The sequence below is a fragment of the Crossiella sp. NPDC003009 genome, assembly GCF_053591555.1.
In genome coordinates, this window is record NZ_JBSFUA010000001.1 from 130,631 (window position 1) to 152,841 (window position 22,211).

The 22,211-nt window shown below is 71.4% G+C and carries 19 protein-coding genes; 8 read left to right on the forward strand and 11 right to left on the reverse strand.

Annotation, left to right across the window (positions count from 1 at the left end; genetic code table 11):
* The first annotated feature begins 11 nt into the window (after positions 1-11).
* From ACWDY5_RS00660 to ACWDY5_RS00670, 3 genes are read left to right on the forward strand one after another with little or no spacing between them, the layout of a single operon-like run.
* The gene (locus ACWDY5_RS00660) at positions 12-1,961 is read left to right on the forward strand and encodes a KedN5 family methylcobalamin-dependent radical SAM C-methyltransferase (protein WP_449720250.1); all 1,950 of its coding nucleotides are present in this window, start codon (positions 12-14) and stop codon (positions 1,959-1,961) included.
* A complete protein-coding gene (locus ACWDY5_RS00665) occupies positions 1,954-2,658 on the forward strand; it encodes a class I SAM-dependent methyltransferase (protein ID WP_449720251.1) in 705 nt (234 codons plus the stop codon). The genes ACWDY5_RS00660 and ACWDY5_RS00665 overlap by 8 nt, the downstream gene beginning before the upstream one ends.
* Complete coding sequence (locus ACWDY5_RS00670; protein WP_449720252.1) at positions 2,655-3,887, forward strand: cytochrome P450; 1,233 nt, start codon at positions 2,655-2,657, stop codon at positions 3,885-3,887. Before ACWDY5_RS00665 ends, ACWDY5_RS00670 begins: the two co-directional genes overlap by 4 nt.
* On the opposite strand, the gene ACWDY5_RS00675 is transcribed toward ACWDY5_RS00670, so the two are convergent.
* A complete protein-coding gene (locus ACWDY5_RS00675) occupies positions 3,808-4,983 on the reverse strand; it encodes an FAD-dependent monooxygenase (protein WP_449720253.1) in 1,176 nt (391 codons plus the stop codon). The two genes, ACWDY5_RS00670 and ACWDY5_RS00675, sit on opposite strands and share 80 nt — an antisense overlap.
* 23 nt (positions 4,984-5,006) lie before the next feature.
* Here ACWDY5_RS00675 and ACWDY5_RS00680 point away from each other — a divergent pair, with 23 nt between their 5' ends.
* Positions 5,007-5,987, forward strand: a complete 981-nt coding sequence (locus ACWDY5_RS00680; RefSeq protein ID WP_449720254.1) for a UbiA family prenyltransferase — start codon at positions 5,007-5,009, stop codon at positions 5,985-5,987.
* On the opposite strand, the gene ACWDY5_RS00685 is transcribed toward ACWDY5_RS00680, so the two are convergent.
* Genes ACWDY5_RS00685 through ACWDY5_RS00695 form a run of 3 tightly spaced genes read right to left on the reverse strand, consistent with a single transcriptional unit; the run spans position 5,984 to position 10,018 of the window.
* On the reverse strand, positions 5,984-6,988 hold the full coding sequence (locus ACWDY5_RS00685) for a polyprenyl synthetase family protein (RefSeq protein WP_449720255.1): 1,005 nt from the start codon (positions 6,986-6,988) through the stop codon (positions 5,984-5,986). The two genes, ACWDY5_RS00680 and ACWDY5_RS00685, sit on opposite strands and share 4 nt — an antisense overlap.
* Positions 6,989-6,998: 10 nt before the next feature.
* On the reverse strand, positions 6,999-8,318 hold the full coding sequence (locus tag ACWDY5_RS00690; RefSeq protein WP_449720256.1) for a cytochrome P450: 1,320 nt from the start codon (positions 8,316-8,318) through the stop codon (positions 6,999-7,001).
* Positions 8,315-10,018, reverse strand: coding sequence for a hypothetical protein (locus ACWDY5_RS00695; RefSeq protein ID WP_449720257.1), 1,704 nt, complete (start codon positions 10,016-10,018; stop codon positions 8,315-8,317). The genes ACWDY5_RS00690 and ACWDY5_RS00695 overlap by 4 nt, the downstream gene beginning before the upstream one ends.
* 435 nt (positions 10,019-10,453) lie before the next feature.
* Here ACWDY5_RS00695 and ACWDY5_RS00700 point away from each other — a divergent pair, with 435 nt between their 5' ends.
* Complete coding sequence (locus ACWDY5_RS00700; RefSeq protein WP_449720258.1) at positions 10,454-12,337, forward strand: BTAD domain-containing putative transcriptional regulator; 1,884 nt, start codon at positions 10,454-10,456, stop codon at positions 12,335-12,337.
* On the opposite strand, the gene ACWDY5_RS00705 is transcribed toward ACWDY5_RS00700, so the two are convergent.
* Entirely contained in the window at positions 12,319-13,659 is a 1,341-nt protein-coding gene (locus ACWDY5_RS00705) for a glycosyltransferase (RefSeq protein ID WP_449720259.1), read from the reverse strand. The two genes, ACWDY5_RS00700 and ACWDY5_RS00705, sit on opposite strands and share 19 nt — an antisense overlap.
* 187 nt (positions 13,660-13,846) lie before the next feature.
* Here ACWDY5_RS00705 and ACWDY5_RS00710 point away from each other — a divergent pair, with 187 nt between their 5' ends.
* Complete coding sequence (locus tag ACWDY5_RS00710; protein ID WP_449720260.1) at positions 13,847-15,559, forward strand: tannase/feruloyl esterase family alpha/beta hydrolase; 1,713 nt, start codon at positions 13,847-13,849, stop codon at positions 15,557-15,559.
* 500 nt (positions 15,560-16,059) lie between these two features.
* On the opposite strand, the gene ACWDY5_RS00715 is transcribed toward ACWDY5_RS00710, so the two are convergent.
* The 3 genes from ACWDY5_RS00715 to ACWDY5_RS00725 all read right to left on the reverse strand — a co-directional run bounded on the left by ACWDY5_RS00715 (position 16,060) and on the right by ACWDY5_RS00725 (position 18,804).
* A complete protein-coding gene (locus ACWDY5_RS00715; protein ID WP_449720261.1) occupies positions 16,060-16,659 on the reverse strand; it encodes a transglycosylase family protein in 600 nt (199 codons plus the stop codon).
* Positions 16,660-17,045: 386 nt separating this feature from the next.
* On the reverse strand, positions 17,046-17,393 hold the full coding sequence (locus tag ACWDY5_RS00720) for a hypothetical protein (protein WP_449720262.1): 348 nt from the start codon (positions 17,391-17,393) through the stop codon (positions 17,046-17,048).
* Between the two features lie 37 nt (positions 17,394-17,430).
* Entirely contained in the window at positions 17,431-18,804 is a 1,374-nt protein-coding gene (locus ACWDY5_RS00725) for an FAD-dependent oxidoreductase (protein WP_449720263.1), read from the reverse strand.
* A 369-nt stretch (positions 18,805-19,173) separates the two neighbouring features.
* On the opposite strand from ACWDY5_RS00725, the gene ACWDY5_RS00730 reads away from it, so the two are divergent.
* Entirely contained in the window at positions 19,174-19,557 is a 384-nt protein-coding gene (locus tag ACWDY5_RS00730; protein WP_449720264.1) for an STAS domain-containing protein, read from the forward strand.
* Here the strand turns inward: ACWDY5_RS00730 and ACWDY5_RS00735 are convergent.
* Positions 19,554-20,225: a hypothetical protein gene (locus ACWDY5_RS00735; protein ID WP_449720265.1), complete on the reverse strand. Its 672-nt coding sequence runs from the start codon at positions 20,223-20,225 to the stop codon at positions 19,554-19,556. The genes ACWDY5_RS00730 and ACWDY5_RS00735 overlap by 4 nt on opposite strands.
* Before the next feature lie 112 nt (positions 20,226-20,337).
* Here ACWDY5_RS00735 and ACWDY5_RS00740 point away from each other — a divergent pair, with 112 nt between their 5' ends.
* The gene (locus ACWDY5_RS00740) at positions 20,338-20,541 is read left to right on the forward strand and encodes a hypothetical protein (protein ID WP_449720266.1); all 204 of its coding nucleotides are present in this window, start codon (positions 20,338-20,340) and stop codon (positions 20,539-20,541) included.
* Here the strand turns inward: ACWDY5_RS00740 and ACWDY5_RS00745 are convergent.
* Positions 20,538-21,914, reverse strand: a complete 1,377-nt coding sequence (locus tag ACWDY5_RS00745) for an ATP-grasp domain-containing protein (RefSeq protein WP_449720267.1) — start codon at positions 21,912-21,914, stop codon at positions 20,538-20,540. The genes ACWDY5_RS00740 and ACWDY5_RS00745 overlap by 4 nt on opposite strands.
* Complete coding sequence (locus ACWDY5_RS00750; protein ID WP_449720268.1) at positions 21,911-22,072, reverse strand: hypothetical protein; 162 nt, start codon at positions 22,070-22,072, stop codon at positions 21,911-21,913. The genes ACWDY5_RS00745 and ACWDY5_RS00750 overlap by 4 nt, the downstream gene beginning before the upstream one ends.
* Positions 22,073-22,211: the final 139 nt, after the last annotated feature.

A 22,211-nucleotide genomic window follows, 5' to 3' on the forward strand; every position in this document is an offset into this window, starting at 1 on the left:
AGGACGAGCCGATGACGCGGAGACAGGTGTGGTTGATCCAGCAGGGCATCTGGGAGATGGCCCTGGAGTCCATGCCGCTGGCTGCCGGCTATCTCAAGGCGACCGCGCTGCAGGACGAGAAGCTGGCCGCGAACTTCGACATCAAGATCATCAACTTTGACGGTGGCAAGACGCTGTTCGGCATGGCCAGCGAGCTGTTCGCCGGTGCGGCGCCGGACATCATCGCCTTCTCCGTGCTGGGCTGGAACTTCCGCTCCTTCGCCGCGCTGGCCGAGACCTACAAGCAGCTCAAGCCGGACGGCTGGGTGGTCTTCGGCGGCAACCACGTGGCCAACCAGGCCAAACGGGTCTTCGGCATGTTCCCCGACGTGGACATCGTGGTCAACGGCGAGGGTGAGTTCACCTTCTGCGACCTGCTGCACGCGCACCTGGACGGCAAGGCGCGCAACGAGCTCGGCGGGATCCTGGGCATCTCCTTCCAGAGCGGCCACGGCGGGTACGTCACCACCGAGGAACGACCGCGGATCGAGGACCTGGACGCCATCGCCTCCCCGGTGCTCACCGGCACCCTGGAGCTCACCGACGACGAGGGCAACTTCCGCTACGACGTGGCGCTGATGGAGACCAACCGCGGCTGCCCCTACCGCTGCTCCTTCTGCTACTGGGGCGGCGCGGTCGGACAGCGGGTGCGGGCCTTCTCCAGGGAGCGGCTGCGCCAGGAGGTGGAGCTGTTCGCCAAGCACAAGGTGCACACCATCGTCATGTGCGACGCCAACTTCGGCATGCTGCCCATCGACCTGGAGTTCGTCGAGGACGTCATCGAGATCCGGCAGCGGCTCGGCTTCCCCAAGAGCATCGAGACCTCCTGGGCCAAGAACAAGTCCAAGCTGTTCTACCAGATCGTCAGCGCGATGAAGGAAGCCGGACTGCACAGCTCGTTCACCCTGGCCCTGCAGACCCTCAACCCGGACGCGCTGGAGGGCATGCAGCGGCGCAACATGAAGGTCAACGACTGGGAGAGCCTGGCCGAATGGCTCGGCAAGGAGGGCATGGCCTGCTATGCCGAGCTGATCTGGGGCGCGCCGGGGGAGACCGTGGAGTCCTTCATGGAGGGCTACGACCGACTGGCCAACCACGTCTCCAGGGTCGCGGTCTACCCGATGCTGATCCTGCCCAACACCGCCTACGCGGAGAAGCGGGCCGAACACGGGCTGATCACGGTGCGCGGCAACAACGACGACTTCATGTACCTGATCGCGCACAACACGATGACCCCGCAGGACAACCGGTACATGCACCGGTTCATCTTCTTCTCCAGGCTGGTCGCGGAGAACCCGGTGTTCCGGTTCCTCTGGGGCCCGCTGCGCGAGCTCGGCGGCCTCACCCAGTCCGAGACGATCCGCTCGCTGATCGACTGGTTCGAGCGCAGCACCGACCCGGCGGCCGAGCCGTTCCAGCACGGGCTGAACAGCTCCTTCACCGACTCCGACGTGCTGGGCCCGGTGGTGGAGTACGTCTACGGCACGGTGGAGGCCAAGGAGGAGCTGCGCCGCTGGTGGCGCGAGTCGATGCTGCCCAGGGTGCCGGGCGAGCACGTGGCCCTGCTGGACAACGCCTTCGAGTACGACCTGCTCACCCTGCCCGCCTACGCCAGTCCCGGCCGGGAGCCCTCGCCGTTGTACGCCAACGAGACCCTGCCGCTGGTGGAGGTCGAGGGCGACATGTTCCACGTGCGGCACAACGTGACCATCGCCTGCGACGTGCCCGCGATGTGCCTGGCGCTGCGGCGCGGGGAGTCCTACGCGCACACCGTGGGGGAGCAGGAAACCTCCCTGTACTACAAGGCCGGCGCCCGCAACTTCGTCACCTCCACCAACCACGAGGAGATCGTCTACTACATGGGCAGGCTGGCGCGAGAGATGTTCAGTGACAACCGGAGAGGCGTGGTGTCCCATGACTGACCGCTATTCCTACATGGCCCAGTACCACGAGCTCTTCGCCTTGCCGTACAAGGAACCCACCCAGCGCGCGGTGGCCAAGGCGGTGGCCGACTGCGCCAACGGCGTGCTGGAGATGGGCGCGGGCACCGGTCTGGTCACCGAGACCATCGCCGATGCCTGCCCCGGTGAGATCTTCGCGGTGGAACCGGCCGCGCCGATGCGCGCGGTGCTGATGTCCCGGCTGGCCCGGCGGCCCGACCTGCAACGGCGGGTCACCGTGCTGCCGCAGGACGCGGTGACGGTGAAGCTGCCGGTGAAGGTGGACGCGGTGGTGCTGATCAGCATGCTGCTCTGCTTCTCCCCGGAACGCCGCGCCCAGCTGTGGCGGGTCTGCCGCGAGTCGCTCAACCCCGGTGGCCTGCTGGTGCAGGACCGGCCCGAACCCTCCACCGCGGACCCGATCCCGCCCGCCGCGGGCAGCCTCCAGGTGGGCCGGGCCCGCTACGACATCGAGTACGCGGGCGTGCCGGCCGGTGCCGGCGTGCTGCGGCTGAGCTGGTCCTACCGGATCACCGTGTGCGATGAGGAGGGCATCGAGGAGCGGGAGGAGATCGACGCCTACCCGATCAGCGAGCAGGAGCTCAACGCCGAGCTGGACGAGGCCGGGTTCGAGCGCGCCGACGCCCCGGACGGGCTGCTCGGCTGGCGCCTGCGATGACCGCCGATCCCGCGACGCAGGCGCGGGCCTTTCCGTTCTCCGCGGAGGGCCTGCGCCTGGACCCGCTCTACCAGCGCCTGCGCCAGGAGGAGCCGGTGCTGAAGGTGCGGTTGCCCTTCGGCGAGCAGGCCTGGCTGGTGACCCGCTACCAGGACGCCAAGCTGGTGCTGGTGGACCCCCGGTTCTCCAGGGCGGCCATGCACGGCCGCGACGTGCCGCGGTCCATGCCCTACAACTCCACCACCGGCATCGTGACCATGGATCCGCCGCAGCACAGCCGGGTGCGCACGCTGGTGGCCCGCGCCTTCACCCAGCGCCGCGCGGAAGCCTTGCGCCCCAGGGCGATCGAGGTGGCCGAAGAGCTGCTGACGGAGCTGCTGGCGGCCGGACCGGCGCAGGATCTTGTGGCCAGGTACTCACTTCCGCTGACCAACACGCTGATCTCCGAGGTGCTGGGCATCCCCAGGGAGGACCAGGACCAGTTCCGCGAGTGGTCGGACATGGCGCTCTCGGCCGCGGTCAGCCCGGAGGAGTCCGAGCGGGTGGCCGGCCAGATGTGGGACTACCTGGAGACCTTCCTGCGCCGCCGCCGCAGCGAGCGCACCGACGACGTGCTCGGCGCGATGGTCACCAAGGGCGAGGCCGAGCTGCCCGAGCACGAGCTGATCATGCTGGCGATGACCGTGCTGGTGGCCGGGTACGAGACCACCGCCTCGCACATCCCCAACTTCGCCTACGTGCTGCTGACCAACCAGCCGCTGCTGGACTCCCTGCGCGCGGACCGGGAGCTGATCCCGGCCGCGGTGGAGGAGCTGCTGCGCTGGGTGCCGCTGGAGGCGGGCGCCGGGCTGCCCCGGTACGCCACCGAGGACATCGAGATCGGCGGCGTGCTGATCAGGGCGGGGGAGCCGGTGCTGGTGGATCCCGCTGCGGCCAACCACGATCCGGCCGTGTTCGCCTGCCCGGAGAAGGTGGACTTCCACCGGGTGGACAACCCGCACCTGGCCTTCAGCCACGGCCCGCACCACTGCCTCGGCGCCTCGGTGGCCAGGATGGTGCTGCAGGTCGCGCTGGACCGGCTGCTGCTGCGGCTGCCGGACCTCCGGCTGGCGGTGCCGGAGGACCAGCTGGCCTGGAAGTCGCAGATGCTCATCCGCGGGCTGACGGCGCTGCCGGTGACCTGGACGGCGGCCACCAGTCCACCGAACCGTCCAGCGCCCGCGCGGTGACCGAGGCGGGCAGCAGCCCGCCGAACCGGATGCCCAGGTTCCGCGCGGCCACCGCGGGCGGCCAGGTCCACTGCCCGGCCAGGCCGACCCGCCGGGCCCGCCGGGCCAGCGCCACCGCCCTGGGCAGCCGCAGCGCGGTGTACCCGGCCAGCGCACTGTCCAGATCGGACACCCGGTCGGCGGGCAGCAGCAGGCCGAGGGTGACCGCGTCCTCCATGGCCAGGCAGGCCGGTCCGATGTTGGGGGTCATGGCATGCGCGGCGTCACCGACCAGCACTATCCGTCCACTGTGGAACGTGGGCAGCGGGGTGGCCAGCTCGGCCACGTCGTGGTGCAGCACCTGTCCCGGCTCCACCGCGGCCAGCAGGTCCGGGATCGGCGCGTGCCAGTGCCCGAACCGCCGCAGCACCGCCTGACGCTCGTCCCGCTCCCGTTGCCTCGGCGGGGCAACGGAGTTCGCGGACAGGTGCAGCAACCCGTCCGGCAGGTGCATCAGGCCGAAGCGGGTGCCCCGGCCCCAGGTCTCGGTGGCCTCGACCAGGTAGTCCGGCACCGGCACCACCATTCGCCAGCTGGTGTACCCGGCGTAGACCGGCCCGGGGTGCGCCGGGAACAGCGCGGCCCGCAGCCGGGAGCCGATCCCGTCGGCGGCCACCACCAGATCCGCGTCCAGCTCACCCTCGCTGGTGCGCACCACCCCCTCCCGGGTGGCCGAGGTCACCGCGACCCCGGTGCGCAGCGACCCGGCCGGCAGCGCCCCGGCCAGCATCGTGATGATGTCCCTGCGGTGCAGGCCCACCACCGGATCGCCGAAGCGGGCCCGGATGAAGGCCAGGTCGGAGCGGGCCAGCCAGCGCCCGTCCGGCCGCCGGATGCCCCCGGTCTCCTGCACCGCCCCGCGCTCGCGCACCGCGTCGCCGAGACCGAGCACGTCCAAGGCGCGCAACGCGTTCGGGGTCAGGCCGAGACCCGCGCCGAGCGGTTCCAGCACCGGCGCCCGGTCGAACACGCTCACCCGCCAGCCGTTCTGGTGCAGGGCCACCGCACTGGTCAGCCCCGCCACCCCCGCCCCGGCGATCACCGCGTGCGGGGTCATGACCGTTCCCCGAGGGAGGCATTGTGAACGCCCGACGAACCCTGCTCGCCCACCTGGAGATCTGCCGCCCGGACTCGATGTTCTACGCGGGCCTGGTCGGCCTGGCCGGCGCGGTGCTGGCCGCCCGGCTCAACCAGACCGACCCGGAGACCTGGCGGCTGTTCGCCGCCTGGGCCGCCCCCACCTTCGGCTGGATCGCCTCCCTCTACGGCGGCGACTACTTCGACCGGGAGCTGGACGCCACCGCGAAACCCCATCGCCCCATCCCGTCCGGCCGGATGAGTGCCCGGACCGCGTTCACCGGCATGGTGCTCACGATCGGGCTCGGACTGGTGTTCGCGGTGGCGCTGACCCCGCTGAACCTGGCGCTGGGGGTGGTCGCCGTGGTCACCGGGGTCTCCTACAGCCGGACGTTCAAGGCCCGCGGCTTGGCGGGAAACCTCATGCGCGGCGTCCCGACAGCGCTGGCCTTCCTGGTGGGGACCACGGCGAGCGGTCCGGTGCCGCCGTGGGAACTGCTGCCGCTGGCACTGGCGTTCTGGGTGCACGACTCCGCGTCCAATCTGGTGGGGGCGCTGTGCGATCGGGACAGCGACCGGGAGGGTGGCTACCGGACGTATCCGGTGCGGTACGGGGACGGCTCGACGCTGCGCATGCTGACTGTCCTCAATGGAGTGTGGATCGTGTTGGCCGTCGGCTGGCCACTGGCCCTGGACACCGAGGCACTCGACCTCTCCCTGTTGTGGCCCTTCCTCTTGGTGGCCCTGCCGCTGTGCTGGACCTGCTTCCTGATGCTGGCCCGCGCCGCCCGCCCGATCCCCCGGCTGGCCGCCCTGCGCGCCCACGAGGTGCTGGTGGGGGAGCGCCTGGTGCTGGCCTGCGGGTTCATCGCGCTGGGCGGCGGCCTGGTGCTGGCCCTGGCCGTGCTGGTCCCGGCTGCTGTCCTGACCGCCGCGGCCAGGTCGGTGATGCGCAGGCGGGACCACCCCAGCCTGGCCCGCTAGCGGTCCCGGTCGATGGCCAGTTCGGCGAAGAAAGCGAGACGGTCCCGGCTCGGCGAGGGTGGCAGCTTCACCAGCGCCGAGCCGGAGTTCTCCGCGTAGGTCCAGGCCATCTTGGCCGCGGACTCCAGCGCGCCGGTGCGGTCGAGCACCTCCAGGATCTGCTCGTGGCGGTGCCCGAGGTTCTCCTCGCCGGTGAGTGCCTGGCGCAGCAACCGGCGCTCCGGGTGCCCGCCGGCGCGGTAGGCCAGCAGGACCGGCAGGGTGAGCCTGCCGTTGCGGCTGTCACTGGTGTTCTCCTTGCCCATGGTGTCCGCCTCGCCGGTGTAGCCCAGGATGTCGTCCTGGATCTGGAAGGCCGTGCCCAGCGCCAGCGCGTACCGGGACAGCGCCTCCACCTGCTCCGGGGTGCCACCGGCCAGGATCGCGCCGCTCTCACAGGCGCCCTGGAAGAACGCGGCGGTCTTCAGGCTGATCATGGTCAGGTAGCCGTCCAGGTCGAAGCGCAGTCCCCGGCACAGCTCCTCCTCCATGCTCTGTCCCCGGCACAGGTCCAGGCCGCAGCGGGCCACCGCCTCCAGCGCGGCGGCCACCCTGCTGTCCGGCACACCGGTCCACCGGCACTCGGCGAGCCCGGCGAACAGGTCGAAGATCAGCGCGTCCCCGGCCACGATCGCGTTGCCCACGCCAAAACGGCTGTGCACCGAACGCCTGCCGCGGCGCAGCTCGTCGCCGTCGATGATGTCGTCGTGGATCAGGCTGGCCACGTGGCCGCACTCCGCGCCTACCGCGGCGGGCAGCACCATCTCCGCCGAGCCGCCCACCGCGCAGGCGGACTCCAGCAGCAGGATGGGCCGGAACAGCTTGCCGCTGGGCACCAGCGCGTAGTGGCACATGGTGCTCAGCAGGCTGGAGGTGCGGGACCAGCGGGTGCGCAGCTTGCTCTCGGCCAGCTCGGTGAGCGCGGACAGGGCGAGCTCGGGGCGGGGGTCAGCGGACTGCATGTTGTTCTCCTCAGCTGGTTCGGAAAGCCTTGCGGCGCTGGAGAACCACCTCCGCCCCACGGGCGGGCGTGAGCACCGGGCCCATGGCTCGTTGGCGCTCCGGTTCCGGGGCCGCGGCCCGGAGCCGGGTGTGTGCCAGCACGGTGCTGATCACCGTGCGCATGGTGGTCATGGCGAAGGCCGCGCCGAGACACCGGTGCGGGCCGCCGCCGAAGGGCAGGAACAGTTCCGGTCCCGGCGCCTCGCCGAGGAAGCGCTCCGGCCGGAACTCCTCCGGTTCGGGATAGCGCCGGGGGCAGGAGTGCAGCAGCCCGAGGGAGAGCGCGAGCATGATCCCGGCGGGCAGCCGGTAGCCGTCGATGGTGGCCGGTGCGGCCAGGATGCGGGCGATGTCGCCCACCACCGGCCGCACCCGCAGCGTCTCGTTGATCACCGCGTCCAGGTACTCGTGCTTGCCCTCGGCCAGCTCGCCCTCCAGGCGGGCCAGCGCTTCCGGGTGCCGCACCAGCCGCTCGAAGGCCCAGGACAGCGTGGTGGCGGTGGTCTCGTGGCCGACCGCGAGCACGGTGATCAGGTTGTCCCGCAGGTCCTCGTCGGTGGCAGGCTGCCCGTCGGCGTGCCGCATCCGCAGCAGCAGCGAGAGCACGTCGGATCGCTCACCGTCCACTTCGGAGCGTCGACGGGCGATCTCGGTGTAGAGGATCTCGTCCACCGCGGCCTTCACCCTGGCGAACCGGCCGCCCGGGCTGTACGGACCCCAGTCCTTGCGCAGCAACGGGAACAGCACCACCGCCGGGTTCATGTGCAGCAGCTTCGGCACCAGCGCGCGCAGCCCGGCCAGCCGCCTGAGGTCGGTGATGCCGAAGACCACCCGCATCATGATCTCCAGCGTCACGTGCTGCATCCTGGGCAGCAGCGGCACCGGAGTCCCGGCCGGCCAGCGGCGCACCGCCTCGGCGGTGACCTCGGCGATGGTGTCCTGGTAGCGCTGCACACTCGGCCCCCGGAAGGGCGGCAGCAGCACCTGGCGGCTGCGCACGTGCTCCGGCCCGTCCAGCAGCAGCACCGAACGCGGCCCGACCACGAAGTCCATCACCCGGTTCGCGTCCCCGGCCAGCAGGGTCGCCGACTCCGCGGTGACCGCGCGCCGGATAACCGCCGGATCGGCCGCGCACACCACGGTGCCCACCGGGAAGACCTTGATGGTGAACAGGTTCCCGTACTTGCGCCGGCAGTCCTTGGCGAACTCCAGCGGCTGGATCGCGGAGAGCACGGTCTGGGCCAGCACCGGCATCCGCGGTCCCGGCGGCAGCGAGGTGGCCGGGTTCACGGGCGCTGGGACTGGCCGGCCAGGCGCAGCCAGCACGCCAGTGCCCGCAGCGTGTAGGTGTGCGCGATCAGGTCGTCGCTGTAGCAGAGGTCCTCGAAGTACAGGCCCACCGGCGCCTCCGGCCAGCTGCCCGCCTCGTTCTGCCGGGCCACCAGCCAGTCCACCGCGCGCACCAGCCGCGGGTCCCACGGCGAGGTGCCGGCCCGCAGCAGCGAGTACACCGCCCAGGCGGTCTCCTCCACGGTCTCGCCCGGCGCGCTGGTCTGCACGCTGACCGGCCACGCGCCCGAGGGAGCCTGGTTGTCCCACAACCACTTCCGGGCCCGCACCGCCACCGGGTGGTTCGGCGTGCCCAGCTCGGCGTAGGTCTCCAGCACCTTGGCGGTGCCGTGCGTGCCGTCCCGGAACCACAGCGAGGGCAGGGATCCGTCCGGCAGCTGGTCGCCGTGGTACCAGCGCAGCGCGCGGTCGATGGCCGCCCTGGCGCCGCGCGGCTCGCCGTGCTGGTGCAGGGCCATCACCACGTGCGCGGTGACCCCGGTGCACGGCCGGTCGTTGAGGATGAAGGAGTTGCGCACCCACTCCGACCAGGAGCCGTTGCGGTTCTGCCGCACCCGCAGCCAGCGCAGCCCGTCGGCCACCTTGGGGTGCTCCCTGGACAGGCCGAGCAGCCCGAGCGTGGACAGCGCCACCGCGGTGTCCTCGGACTCCGGCCAGCCCGAGGGCACGTTCCAGGACCAGGCTCCGGCCGGGATGTTCAACGGTTTGAACGGTTCGGTCCACTGGGTGGAGAGCAGCCAGTCGCGGGTGCGCCGCAGCCGGGAGTCGGTGGCCACGTCGATGTGCTCGGCCAGCGCGTGCACCGCGTAGCAGGTCACCGCGATCTCCAGGTCGCGGTCGATCGCCCAGGACCCGTCCGGCCGCTGGGTGTCCAGCAGGTAGTCCAGCGAGGCCTGCTGGATGTCCGGGCCGAGCTCGGCGGTGTGCAGCCCGAGGTACATCAGCGCGGAGATCATCGGGCACTCTTCCACGCCCCCGTTGGGCCCCATCACCGAACGCAGCCAGGCCAGCGCCCTCGGCCGGGCCAGCCAGCGCAGGAAACGCCGGGGCGCGCTGGCCGGGATCACCTTGGCCTGCATCAGTCCGAGGGCGAGCACCGCGGGCATGCCGATGGAGACCTTGTTGCGCAGCTTGGGCGGCAGCAACATGATCTCGATCGGCAGCGTGGGCTGGTCCTTGATGTCGCGCAGCCCCACCAGCGACCAGGCCACCGGCGCGGCCGCGGGCCAGGTTTTCGGCCCTGGGCCGCGCATGCCGGGGATGACGTCGAAGGAACCGTTGGCTTCGATGAACTTGTGGCCCCTGGCGATCCGCTCGCTGGAGCCCTCCCGGTCCAGCCGGTGGCAGGCGGCGATGGCGAAGGCGGTCATGCCGGGGCTGCTCGGCGCGAACTTGTCGGCCATGCTCCAGCCGCCGTCCTCGCGCTGGTGCGCGCGCAGCCAGTCCATGCCCAGCTCGATGCGGTCCCGGTAGCGCTGCTCATCCGCGGTGGCCAGGGCCAGCAGGCCCAGTGCGGTGGAAACCGTTGACGAGGAAAGCCGATCGGTCCACGCGCCGTCCGGCCGTTGCCGCGCAAACAGGTGATCCACCGCCTTGCGCACCACCTCAGCGGTCCGCCCGGTCAGCTCAGGGGAATTCACAACTGGTTCGTTCACAAAAACCATGCGCAGCCACCCCTATTTGCCGGTGTATCGGGTAAGGGCCCCGCTCAAAACCGTAGCGAGATCTCCTGGCCGTGCGGCTGGACTCGAACTGGAGTCGAGCCCTGCCGTTGACGCGCTCGCGACAGCCCTGCTGAGCTGCGCGGATGTCGGACGTCCTGCATTGGGCTGCATCCGGCTGCACCGGCACAAAGGCTGGCAGTGCGGAAGTCTGTACCGAGTAAGATCAAGATAACGCGGTTATTTCGTAACTATCACCGAACTGAGATCCGATCATTCTGTGGTCAATGTGGCCGAGTTCTGGCAGTATCGGCGACCTAGGTAAGCACATAGGGTGTTCGGAGGCATAACGCCAGGTCTGGGGGCTGGGGCGTGACTTTAGAGCATGGTTCGTTAACTAGTGTTGCCGGTGAGTTGCCGCGGCAACGCCGAGCCGCGTCGGGACTCGGGCAACGGGAACCGGTCCGGCCGGGCGGGGGTGGTCCGCCGCGCGGACGAAAAGGACTGCGCCTGAACATCCTCGGGCCGCTGACCGTCTACCACTCGCACCGCCCGGTGGACATCGGCCCGCTGAAGCAACGATGTCTGCTGGGCCTGCTGGCCCTGCAACCTGACCGGGTGGTCACCAGGGACGAGATCATCGACGTGCTCTGGGGCGTCAACCCGCCGCGCACCTGCGCGGGCCTGGTGCACTCCTATGTCTCCCGGCTGCGCCGCGGCCTGCAGCCCGGCCGCGAGAGCCGGGTCAAGGGACAGATCATCACCGCCGTGCGCGACGGCTACCGGATGCCGGTGGAGGCCGGACAGCTCGACCTGCTGGAGTTCGACGAGCTGGTGCACCACGCCGAACGCGCGGCCGAGGACTCCGGCGCCGCGCTGGAGCTGTTCGACTCCGCACTGCACCGCTGGCGCGGCCCGGTGCTCAGCGACCTGGTCGGCAGGCTGCGCCAGCACCCGGCCGCGATCGCGCTGTCCCAGCGCAGGCTTGGCGCGGTGCTCACCTACGCCGACCTGTCCATCGCGCTGGGACGCCCGGAACCCGCGCTGGAGCGGCTGCGCCCGCTGGCGCACGAGGAGTCGCTGCACGAGGGCCTGCACGCCAGGCTGATGCTGGCGCTGGCCGGCTGCGGACAGCAGGCCGAGGCGCTGCGGCTGTTCACCGAGCTGCGCCGCCGCCTGGCCGAGGACCTCGGCGTGACCCCCGGCGCGGAGATCCAGGAGGCGCACCTGCGGGTGCTGCGCGGCGAACTGCCGATGGCCGCGGTGGTGGTGCCGCGCAGCGCGCCACGGGAGACCAGTGCCCAGGTCCCCACCCAGCTGCCCGGCGACACCCCCGGCCTGGCCGGGCGGGACCGGTACCTGGCCCAGCTGGACGCGATTCTCGCCGGAGCGGAGGAAGCGGGCACGGTGATGACCACCGCCGTGGTGGGCGCGGCGGGGGTGGGCAAGACGACCCTGGCCGTGCACTGGGCGCACCGGGTCAGCAGCAGGTTCCCCGACGGCCAGCTCTTCGTGAACCTGCACGGCGCGGTGCAGCCGAACCGGGTGCTGGCCAGGTTCCTGCGCGCGCTCGGCGTGCCGGCCGATGAGGTCCCGGTGGAGCTGGACGAGGCCGCCGCGATGTACCGGACCGTGCTGGCCAACCGGAAAGTGCTGGTGCTGCTGGACAACGCGGTGCACGCCGCGCAGATCCGCCCGTTGCTGCCGGGCAGTCCGGGCTGTTTCGTGGTGATCACCAGCAGGCACCGGCTGGGCAGCCTGGCCGCCAGCGACGGCGCGCACCTGCTCGACCTGGACGTGCTCAGCCCGGTGGACTCGCTGCGCGCGCTGGCCCGGATGCTCGGCCCGGAGCGGGTACACGCCGAACCCGCGGCCGCCGCCGAGCTGACCAGGCTGTGCGCGCACCTGCCGCTGGCGCTCAGCGCGGCCGCGGCCAACCTGGTCAACCACCCGCACCAGCGGATCGCCGACTATGTGGTGGCCCTGCACAACGGAAACCGGCTGGCCGCACTGGAGGTCGACAGCGACGACCAGCTCTCCGTGCGCGCCGCGATCGACCTGTCCTACGCCAGCCTCGACCTGGCCACCCAGCGCCTGTTCCGCCGCCTCAGCGTCATCCGCGGCGGCTTCTCCGGCGAGACGGTGGCCGCCCTGATCGACGGCACCTCCCACGACGCCGACCACATGCTCGACCGCCTGGCCGCCCAGCACCTCATCCGCGCCTCCGCGGGCTTCTACACCCTGGACGACCTGATCCGCCTGTACGCCACCGAACGGGCTCAGGCCGAGGATCCCTGATGCCGCAAGCGATCCCGGACCGTGGCCCCCGGCCGCGGTCCGGGCTGGCGCACCAGCTCCAGGACCAGGTCCGCGGCCGTGCGCACCCCGCAGGTCCGGCGCTGCAACTCCGCGAACAGCTCCGCATGCTCCCGGAAGGACCGCTCCTCCAGCAGCCGCAACAGTTTCCGGTGCACGTCGTCCGGGTCGAGGGTCTCCGGCCGGTCCACCGTGAGACCGGCGCCGCTGTCCACCGCGCGGACCGCGTGGTCGTAGCAGTCCAGCCACAGCGGCCGGGTCAGCAGCGGTGTGCCGAAGTACAGGCCCTCGTGGAAGCTGTTGCTGCCCGCGTGGTTGAAGAACACCCGGACGCTGGGGTGGGCCAGCACGTCGTACTGCGAGGGCAGCCAGTCCTCGATCCGCAGGTTGCCGGGCAGCTTCGCCGGCAGGAAACGCTGCTGGGCGGCGGGCAGCTTACACAGCACCTGGTGCTTGCCGTCGAGCCTGCGCGCCACCTCGACCATCGCGCCGACCTCGGCCTCGGTCAGCCGGGTGATGGTGCCGAAGGCGACGTAGACCACCGAGTCCTGCTCGTCCAGCCAGCGCAGCACCGGATCGGTCCCGTCGGTCTCCGGCAGCGACGGCACCAGGGTGCCCAGCGGCTTGAGCTTGTCCGGCACCGGGAACGGATAGTCCAGCTCCAGCAAGGAGAAGCACAGGATCAGCTCGGCGGCCGCCACCGCGGTCTGCGGCTGGTAGCAGGACCGGTCCACGCCGAACTCCCGCATCACCTTGTCGTACTTCACCGCCTGGGCCAGCAGCGAGGGCCGCAGGAACAGGGTCCGCATCCGCCACCGGAACCACCAGTGCGCCAGCTTCTGCGCCCTGGTCATCACCCGCGGCAGCCCGGACTGCGGCACCGGGAAACCCGGGGGCAGGCTGCCCTGGCAGATGTCGCTGGGCAGGAACGGCGCGGTGAGCACAAACGGGATCTTGCGGGTCATCGCCACCAGCAGGGCGTGGTGGCACAGGCTGTTGATCACCATCAGCGCGGGCTGGATCTCAGTCACCGCTTCATCGAGGCGGCGGTAGCGGTCGCGGAAGTACTCCGGGTCCATCGACTGCGCGATCCGGGCCCGGTAGGCGGCGAACCGGGACCGGCCGGTGACCGCCCGGTAGGTCCGGTCGTCCCACATGGTCGCGGCGAAGGCGGGGTTGACCGCACCGAGTGAGACGAACTGGACAGACGAACGCGCGGCCAGCTTCTCGACCTCGACCCTGCGGTTCTCATCCGAGGCGAACCACAGGTCGGCCACACCCCGCCTGGCCAGCTCGCCCGCCACCGCGAGGCGTAAAAGGCGATGAGAGCCAGGGAAAACCTGGCAGCGGATGCCATTTGCCGATCGTTTGCGGTGGCCGGTCCGCCCGGATGGCGTCCGGCCACACCTCGGCGACGGCGATTCGGTGCCGCGGCCACATGGTGCGCCGGAGATCCGGCTGCCTACCGTGAGGGCCCCCAGGGAGGTGGCGATGCGAACACTCACCATTGGCCTGCTCACGCTCCTGCTGACCACCGCCGCGCCGCCGCCGGGTGCTCAGTCGGCAACCACGCCCTGCACGGGCCTGACCGGCCTGCGGATCCCCGCCGCCGCCATTGGCCTGCCCAGCTCAGGCGGCGTGGTCACGACAGCCGGCCAGGCGGCCGGGTACTGCCGGGTGGCGGCCGCGGTGCGCCCGGTCGACCCCGGCGCGCCGGAGATCCGCCTCCACCTCGGCCTGCCGGTCCGCTGGAACCGCAAGGCGATGATGTTCGGCGGTGGCGGCTACAACGGCACCATCCCCGACATCGCGGGCGCCGTGCCCTTCGGCCCCGCTGACCAGCCCGGCCCGCTCGCCCAGGGCTACGCCACCTTCGCCGGCGACTCCGGCCACCAAGCGGCCCCGGACTTCCAGCCCGCCCGGTCCCTGGACGGCTCCTTCGGCCACAACGACGAGGCCGTGCGCAACTTCGCGGGCGAGGCGCTGAAGAAGACCCGCGACGCCGCCCTGCACATCATCGCCCGCCACTACCGTGGAGCCAGGCCAGTGCACAGCTACTTCGCGGGCGGCTCCACCGGCGGCCGGGAAGCCCTGGCCGTCGCCCAGCGCTGGCCCGCTGACTTCGACGGCGTCATCTCCGTCTACCCGGCCTGGAACGCCGCCAGCCTCAACCTGTTCTTCGGCCACCAGGCCCAGGTCCTGTCCCAGCCCGGCGCGTTCCCCGGCCCGGCCAAACAGGCGCTGCTGCACCGCGCCGTGCGCACCACCTGCGACCCCGCGGACGGCCTCACCGACGGCGTCATCGCCAATGAAGCGGCCTGCCACTTCGACCCGCACACCCTGCGCTGCCCCAGTGGCGCCGACCTCGGCGACTTCTGCCTGTCCGACAAGCAGATCCACGCCGTGCGTGCCCTCTCCGCCCCGCTGCGCTGGCCGTACCCCCTGGCCAGCGGCGAAACCGGCTACCCCGGCTTCCCGTTCCTCTCCGGCGCGAGCATGACCACCGCCCTGCTCGGCATGGGCACCCACGCCCCCGCCAACCCGATGCCCAAGACCAGCGGCTACGGCGTGCAGTTCTGGGACCAGTGGATCCGCCACTTCGTCACCAGGGACCCGGCCCACAACCCCCTCGCCGTCGACCCCAGCCACCCCGGCCGCTGGCAGCAGCGGATCAGCGAGCTCTCCGCCTTGCAGGAGGTCAACAATCCCGACCTGAGCCGCTTCGCCCGCACCGGCGGCAAGCTGATCCTGTTGCACGGCACCGCGGACGAGCTGGTCAGCCATCGGTCCACAGTGGACTACTTCGACCGGGTGCGGCAGCGGATGGGCGAGCACGCGGTGCGCCGCTTCGCCCGCTTCTACCTGGTGCCAGGAGCCAACCACGCCAACGTGACTCCGGCGTTCATGGCCGGCTGGGACTCCCTCGGCGCACTGGAACGGTGGGTCGAACACGGCAGAGCGCCCCGGGATCCGGTGGTCACCGACAAGAACCCCGGCGCGCTCGGCCGGACCCGCCCGCTCTGTGAGTCCCCGTCCTGGCCGCGCTACCGCGGTACCGGCGATCCATTGGCGGCAAGCAGTTTCGCCTGCGTCAGGACGCCGGCTGCCACGGAGCCCGCAGCACCTGGTCGAGCAGACCGTTCGCGTAGTCGACCAGCCAGCACACTTCCCACGCCTCGAAGTTCCCCTGGTGCCACACCATGAGCTCGTTCGACCCGATGTGGTGCACCACCGCCCATGTCGCGGGATGGGCGAGTAACCGCCCCGCAGCCAGCCCCGCCGCCGCACCAGCAACGGCGGGCAAGGCGCGGGCAGGGGCAGCGTCACGACCACCTGCCGTGACGGGTACTCGACCGTGCCCTCATCGGTGGCCAAGGCCAGGAACGGTCGTCCGCGATGGTTGCCGTGCACCAGTTCACCGGTCGGCCTGCCGGGCAGTGGCGCGTTCATCCCGCCGAAGCGGTTGTGCAACAGAGAGGTGTCCGCCCGACGTCGTACCGCCACCCGAACCGCGCCAGCCGAGCCAGCCCGGCCTGACGACGCCCGTTGAGCCGGCACGCCACCAAGATCAGCGCCACCAGCGGGACGAACGCGAGCACCAGTAGCCATTCCACACCTGTATGGCCCCGCGGTGGCCCTCCAGGTTGCCAAGGCCACGCCTGGACCCGGGTGGCGCCGATGAGCAGCGCCACCCGGGCCTTCGCCTACTTCGTGGCGATCTTGTGGCCGGGGAAGATCAGCCCCGGCGTGGTGAGGAACTGGCGGTTCTTCTCCACCAGCGCCTGCCAGCCTCCCTCGATGCCGAGCTGCTCGGCGATGCCGGCCAGGGTGTCACCGGCCTGGATGGTGTAGTCGCCATCCGGGTTGCTGGTCGACCCCGTGGTGGGTTCGGCCGGCGCCGTCACCGTGACCGGTGCGCGGGCCACGGTCGACCTCGGTGCCGGTGCCGGTGTCCGTGGCTTGGGCGCGGCACCGGTTGCCCGGCGGCCGCACCGTCCCCAGGCGCCGATTCCCTGGCTGCGCAACACGTTCTCCGCCACCCGGATCTGCTCCTCGCGGGAGGCTTGATCCGCTCTGCCGGTGCCGCCGTTGGACCTCCAGGTGCCCGGATTGAACTGCAGGCCGCCGTAGTAGCCGTTGCCGGTGTTGGTGGACCAGTTCCGGCCACTCTCACACTGTGCGATACGGTCCCAGTCCACACTGGGAGCCGCCTGTGCCGTGCCCGACCCCAGAACGGTCAGCGCGGCGATCGCGGCGGCGGCCAGGCCAGCCGCCTGGCAGTGCTTGTTCCACTGAGCAGACATCTTTGTCTCGGGCCCGCCGCACCGTCAGCGCCACATCAGCGGCGTCGCGTTCCTGTCCAGCGGGTTGGCTTTCACTCGGCTTCGCTGGCCCGGAGACCTACCGGACAGGAACGTGGCGCTTCGGTCTCCCGGTTGTGCTGTCAACCGGACGTGAGCCCGGCTGGAACGGGACCGTACGGGCCGCGCGCCAGGTCGGCTCGTAACCAAGCCGTGATTGGTGGGAGTGTCGGCGGCCGGGGGTTTGACTCGGCGAGAGAGCGTTTACGCAGCTCACGGCCACAAACGCGAGGGCCGCTCAGGTGCTGTTCGACCGCCTGGACAATCACACGAAGTAGTGAAGTGGACACGCAGCGGAACAATCGGACCGCTGAGGCCCGAGTGCGTCCTCACCGCCGGGGCTCGTGGTAGCCGGTCACCGAGCCACCCTCGCCGACCTCGGTGATCTCCTGGCTGACCGTCAGCCCCGCGCCCGCGGGCAGGCCGCTCGCGCCCACCACCTCGCCGCTGACCCGTTCCGCACGCTGGTCCACCCGCACCCGCGCCTCGGTTTCCTTGCCGCTGGCCCGCCACCACTCCAGCCCCGCCCACACCAGCACCACCAGGGCCACGCCGGTGATGATCGCCCAGCCGGGGCTGTTGGTGGCGATGTTGATGCCCGCGCTGGCCGCGGCGCCGATCACGATGGAGGTCGCGGCGGCTGGGCCCCGACCGAGCCGGAAACGTCCTTGCCGCACCTGGACCTCCTTCTGCCGGCACGAAATCCGGTCAACCCTACCGCTGCCTGCTGCCCAGCACCCTGGCCTCGGCCGCGGTGAACGGCGGGGTCAGCCTGGCCGGGCCGGTGCCGGCGCGGGCGGCGTGCCAGAGCACCCTGGGGCTGAGCAGGCTGCTGGGTGGGGCGATGAGGTTGAAGATGTCGACCTGGGTGTCGGCGATGGCCCTGCTGTGCGCGCCCGCGGCGGAGATCCACTCGCCCAGGCGGTCGAAGAAGGCCTCGATCCGGCCGGAGGCGGCGCCTGCGTGCCTCTGGTCCTGGCCCGCGGCCATGTCCCAGGCGTTCGCGCTGGCCTGGGTGATGGCGCGTTGCAGGGCGCGGGTGTCCAGCTTGCGGCGGGCCAGCTGGGTGCGTACGGCCAGTGCGGACAGGGCAGCGGCGGACATGCCGTGGCCGTAGATCGGGTTGAAGGTGGCGTAGGCGTCGCCGAGCACGGCGAAACCGTGCGGCGCGGGGCTGAGGCGGTCGAAGTGGCGGCGGCGGTTGGCGTCGGCGCGGAAGCCGAAGGGCTGGCACAGCGGGGTGGCGGCGGCGATCAGGTCGGCCAGCACCGGGTGCGGCAGCCGCGCGGCGAAGTCGTGGAAGCCGTCCGGATCGGTGCTGGGCCTGCTGCCGGGGCCGCCGGAGAGGGTGATCATCCACTGGTCCCGCTCGATCGGGACCAGGGTTCCGTTGCGGCGCACCGGGTTGTCCGGTCGCGGGCTGCTCTGCACGGTGATCGCCGGGAAGTCGGGGACCGCTTCGGGCGGGGCCTGGAAGACCGCGGTGACGTAGAAGATGCCGGGGTCCACAATGGACTGTCGGACTGGCGGGAAACCCAGCTCGGTCAACCAGTTCGTGGCCCGGGAACGGCGGCCGGTGGCGTCGATGACCAGGTCCGCGGCCAGCTCGGTGTGCTCGCCGGAGTCCGGTCTTCGGGTGCGCACACCGGTGATCCCGGCCGGATCTCCGCGCAGGCCAACGACTTCGGACCGGCCGGCGATGGTCACGTTGGGCAGCTCGCGCAGCCGCCCGCGCAGCGTGGACTCCAGCAGCGAGCGGCTCGCGCCCACCAGGAACTGCCTGCCCTCATAGCGCGGGAACCAGCCGCGGGAGGTCAGGCCGAGGTAGCGGCCGGGCATGTTGAGGTGCTGCGCGCCCGCCGCGTACAGCTCGGCCAGCACCCCCGGCACCAGCGCCTCGATCGCCCGCGCGCCAGCGGAAACCAGCGCGTGGGTGTGCCTGGCCTGCGGCGCGCCCCGGCGCGGCACCGGGTCTGCGATGAAGCTGTCCTGCTCGACCACGGTCACGGTTTCCGCGTGTGGCGCGACGGCGAAGGCGGCCAGCATCCCGCCCATCCCGCCGCCGAGAATCGCGGCGTGCTGCACCACGACAGTCCTCCCCAGGGATGGTGTGCCTGCGCTTCCAGGAAACTCGCGCCCGCGTCCATTGACGATCGGCTGATCGGGGAGACTGTCAGTCCTCCGCAAAATTGTGTTGTGTCATAGCAAGAACTGTCGGCATTCCACGGAAGTTTGCGTTGGTCACCAGACAAACCGCAGGTCGCTGTCGACATTCCGCCATCCGCCACGCTGTCACACGATCGAGTGGTGAAAACCAGACCGGCAGTTTTGCAAGCGGTTACCGCACCCTGCTGGGCGCGGCCACGCACACCGAAGAGGCGGCGGTTCGGCGGCGACCCGATCGGGTAAGGCTGAAGGGCAGATGATCGTCGTAGCGCACCGTGGAAAGGGCCGAGCATGAGCAGCGCCACCCCGCAGGACCACACGCCCACCGCCGCAGCCGCCGCGCCGATGACCGTCACCGTGGTCAGCCACCCGGAGGGCGTGGTACTCACCCTGGTCGGCGAAGTGGACATGCTCACCACTCCCGACCTGCGGAAAACCCTCAAAGAGGTGCTCGCCACGGAACCGCCGGCCATCGTGCTGGACCTCACCGAGGTCGACTTCTTCGGCTCCAGCGGCCTGGCCGCGCTGGCCGAGACGCACCAGCAGGCCGGCCGCACCGACCTGCGCGTGGTGACTACCAGCGCCGCCGTGCTGCGCCCGCTGCACGTCACCGCGCTGGACCGGCTGATCGGGGTGTTCCCGACGGTGACCGCCGCGCTGGAGGCCTCGGTCTAGGCCACTGGCGGCCGCCGGCCCCGGCGGACCAGCAGCACCACCACGGCACCGCCTGCGAGCAGGACCAGCAGCGCGGTGCCGACCAGCACCCACCGCAGCACCACCGGAGCCGTGGAGCCGCTGACCGTGACCACCTCGACCGGGCCCTCCCCGCTGGGCGCCTCGGCGAGGTCGCGCGGCGCGCGGATGAGGTCCCCGGCGGTGAGCAGCGCGTTGTGCCGCCGGAACTCCGCCAGGTCGCCGCCGTAGGTCTGGCCTTTGGTGTCGACCACCGTCTTCGCGCCGCCTGGCGCCTCCACGACGTAGAGCTTCAGCAGCTCCATCTCGCCGTCGGCGCGCCGCACCAGTATCCGGCGCTCGAAGATCCGCGCGGGCGCGCCGACGGTCTCCCGGATCGCCGCGCTGGCCGCGCCGATCGGGTGGCAGTTCGCGCTCGTCGGGCAGAGGGTGGCGCGGAAGAGCACCGCGTCCAGGTGCCGCCGCCGGTGGGAGGCGAAGTTGGCCAGCCGGTCCGCCGGCGTGCTCCCGGCGCGCAGGTGGCCGATGGTGTCGTTCTTGACCGAGGGCGCCTGCACGTACTCCAGCAGCAGGTCCGGCTGCGGTTGCGGCGCGCCGCAACCAGCGGTCAGGGCCAGCAGGGCCGCGACGGGCCAGGTCCGAAGGCGCATGCGCGGCAGGCTAGCCAGCGCTTCGCCCAGGTGGGGGAGTGCTGGCCGCTAGCTGCCAGGCCTGTCCACAGAGGACGTTTGCCGGGTGACAACTAGTGGGTACTCCGGCGTCATGACAACCAGTCCTGACGGCGCGCGTTGCGCCGGCCGTGCCCGATGGCTCGACGAGGTCGACGGCGTGCTGGAGTGCGCCCGTCCGGCCGGACACCCCGGCGCGCACCGCGCGCACGTCGACCCGATGACCGAGGTGTCCTGGCGGGAGGACCAGTCCACGTCCACCAAGGGCCTGGTGGTCGTGGACTGGGAACCGGCCTAGCTCGCCGCTGGCAGACCGGACCGGTCGCTCGCGGGCAGCGCGGCCTCCAGTCCGTTGAGCACCGCGTTGCAGTCCCGGCGCAGCGTCTCGGCGTCCTCCGCGGTCACCAGGAACACGCCCAGCCAGTTGCGGGAGCCGCCGGAGGGGTCGTAGACCGGCACCGGCTCGCCCTCGGGCATGGCGAAGGCCCGCACCGGCTCGGCCGTGGTGCCGGGGGAGAGCAGCGCGGACCAGTCCACCGCGCCGGGCCGCCAGCGCGGGGTGCCCGACCAGGGCGTGCCCTGCGCGTCGGTCGGGATGACCGCCAGCGAGGCCGCCGCCCGCTTGCCCGCCACTAGCATCGCCGCCGGGTAGTCCACCGGCTCGCCGAGCAGCTCGCGGACCAGCATCGCGATCGGGTCGAGGCCGAAGACCTCCTCGATCTGCTTGGTCACCATCAGCCCGGCGAACCGGGCGCCGGTCTCGATCACCGCGCCGAAGCCGTCCGGGCCGAGCTTGATCTCGGTGTGCGTGCCGCAGGTGCCCAGGTCCAGCGCGTCCACCGCGCGGCGGGAGATGTCCTCCAGGTGCCGCTGCACCGGCTCGGGCAGTGTGCTCGGCATGGTGGAGGCGACCTCGGTGAACGGCGGGATCGCCGGCAGCTTCCCGGTGATGCACAGCGGGTGGTAGACCCCGTCGGCCACGATGCCCTCGACGCTGACGTAGTCGCCGTAGCCCGGTTCCGGGTACCAGCCCTCGGTCGACCCGGCCAGGATCTCCTCCACCAGCAGATCCCGGTCGGTCTCCGGCGCGTACAGCTCGTTCATGCCGACCTGGTGGCCCAGTTCCAGGGCCTCGGCCACCTGCCGCCAGGCCGGGGCCACGTCCTCGGGGGTGTGCAACACCAGCTGTGCCACCGAACCCGCGCCCCAGGCGGGCTTGAGCAGCAGCGGCGGGGTCAGCTCGGTCATCGCCGCGGCCAGGCCGGCCTCGGAGTCCACCCGGCGGAACCGGGGGATCGGCACCCCGGCGCGCGCCCAGGTCTCCCGCATCAGCCGCTTGTCCCGCGCGGTGACCAGGCCGGGGCCGCCGCCGCGCAGGCCGAGCCGCTCGGCGACCTTGGCCACCAGCAGCACCGCGAACTCCGACATGGACAGCACCGCGCCCGCGCCCAGCTCCCTGGCGTGCGCGGTGACCAGGTCGACCAGGGCTTCGCCACGGGCATCGGTGGTCAGCTCGGTGATCGAGGTGCAGGCGGGCCGCCAGTCCGCCTCGGCGGTCTCCGGCAACGGCATCAGCGCGAGCACGTGCAGCTCACCGCAGCCGGCGATGCGCGGGAACACGTGCTCCAGCGGTGCGCCACCCTTGACGTAGACGTAGAGGATCTTCTTCATCGAACGCTTCCTTCGGTCACGGTCTCCGCGGCGGCCCGGCGGTGCGCGCGGCGGAGGAATACGGCCGGCACCGCCATCAGCACGACCGTGCCGATGGCCAGGTGCAGGAGGAACAGGTCCAACGCCCCGGCGGAGAGGTAGGCGCCGAGCGCGAGCACGACCAGGGAGCAGACCAGTGGCAGGCCACCCGCCCGATCAGGCTGGCCGCACGCGCGTTGCCCTCGGCCTGCCGATAGCGCTCCGGCCGGCCCGAACGCGCCAAGTATTCGTACAAATAGGCACTGCCCGCACCGGAGA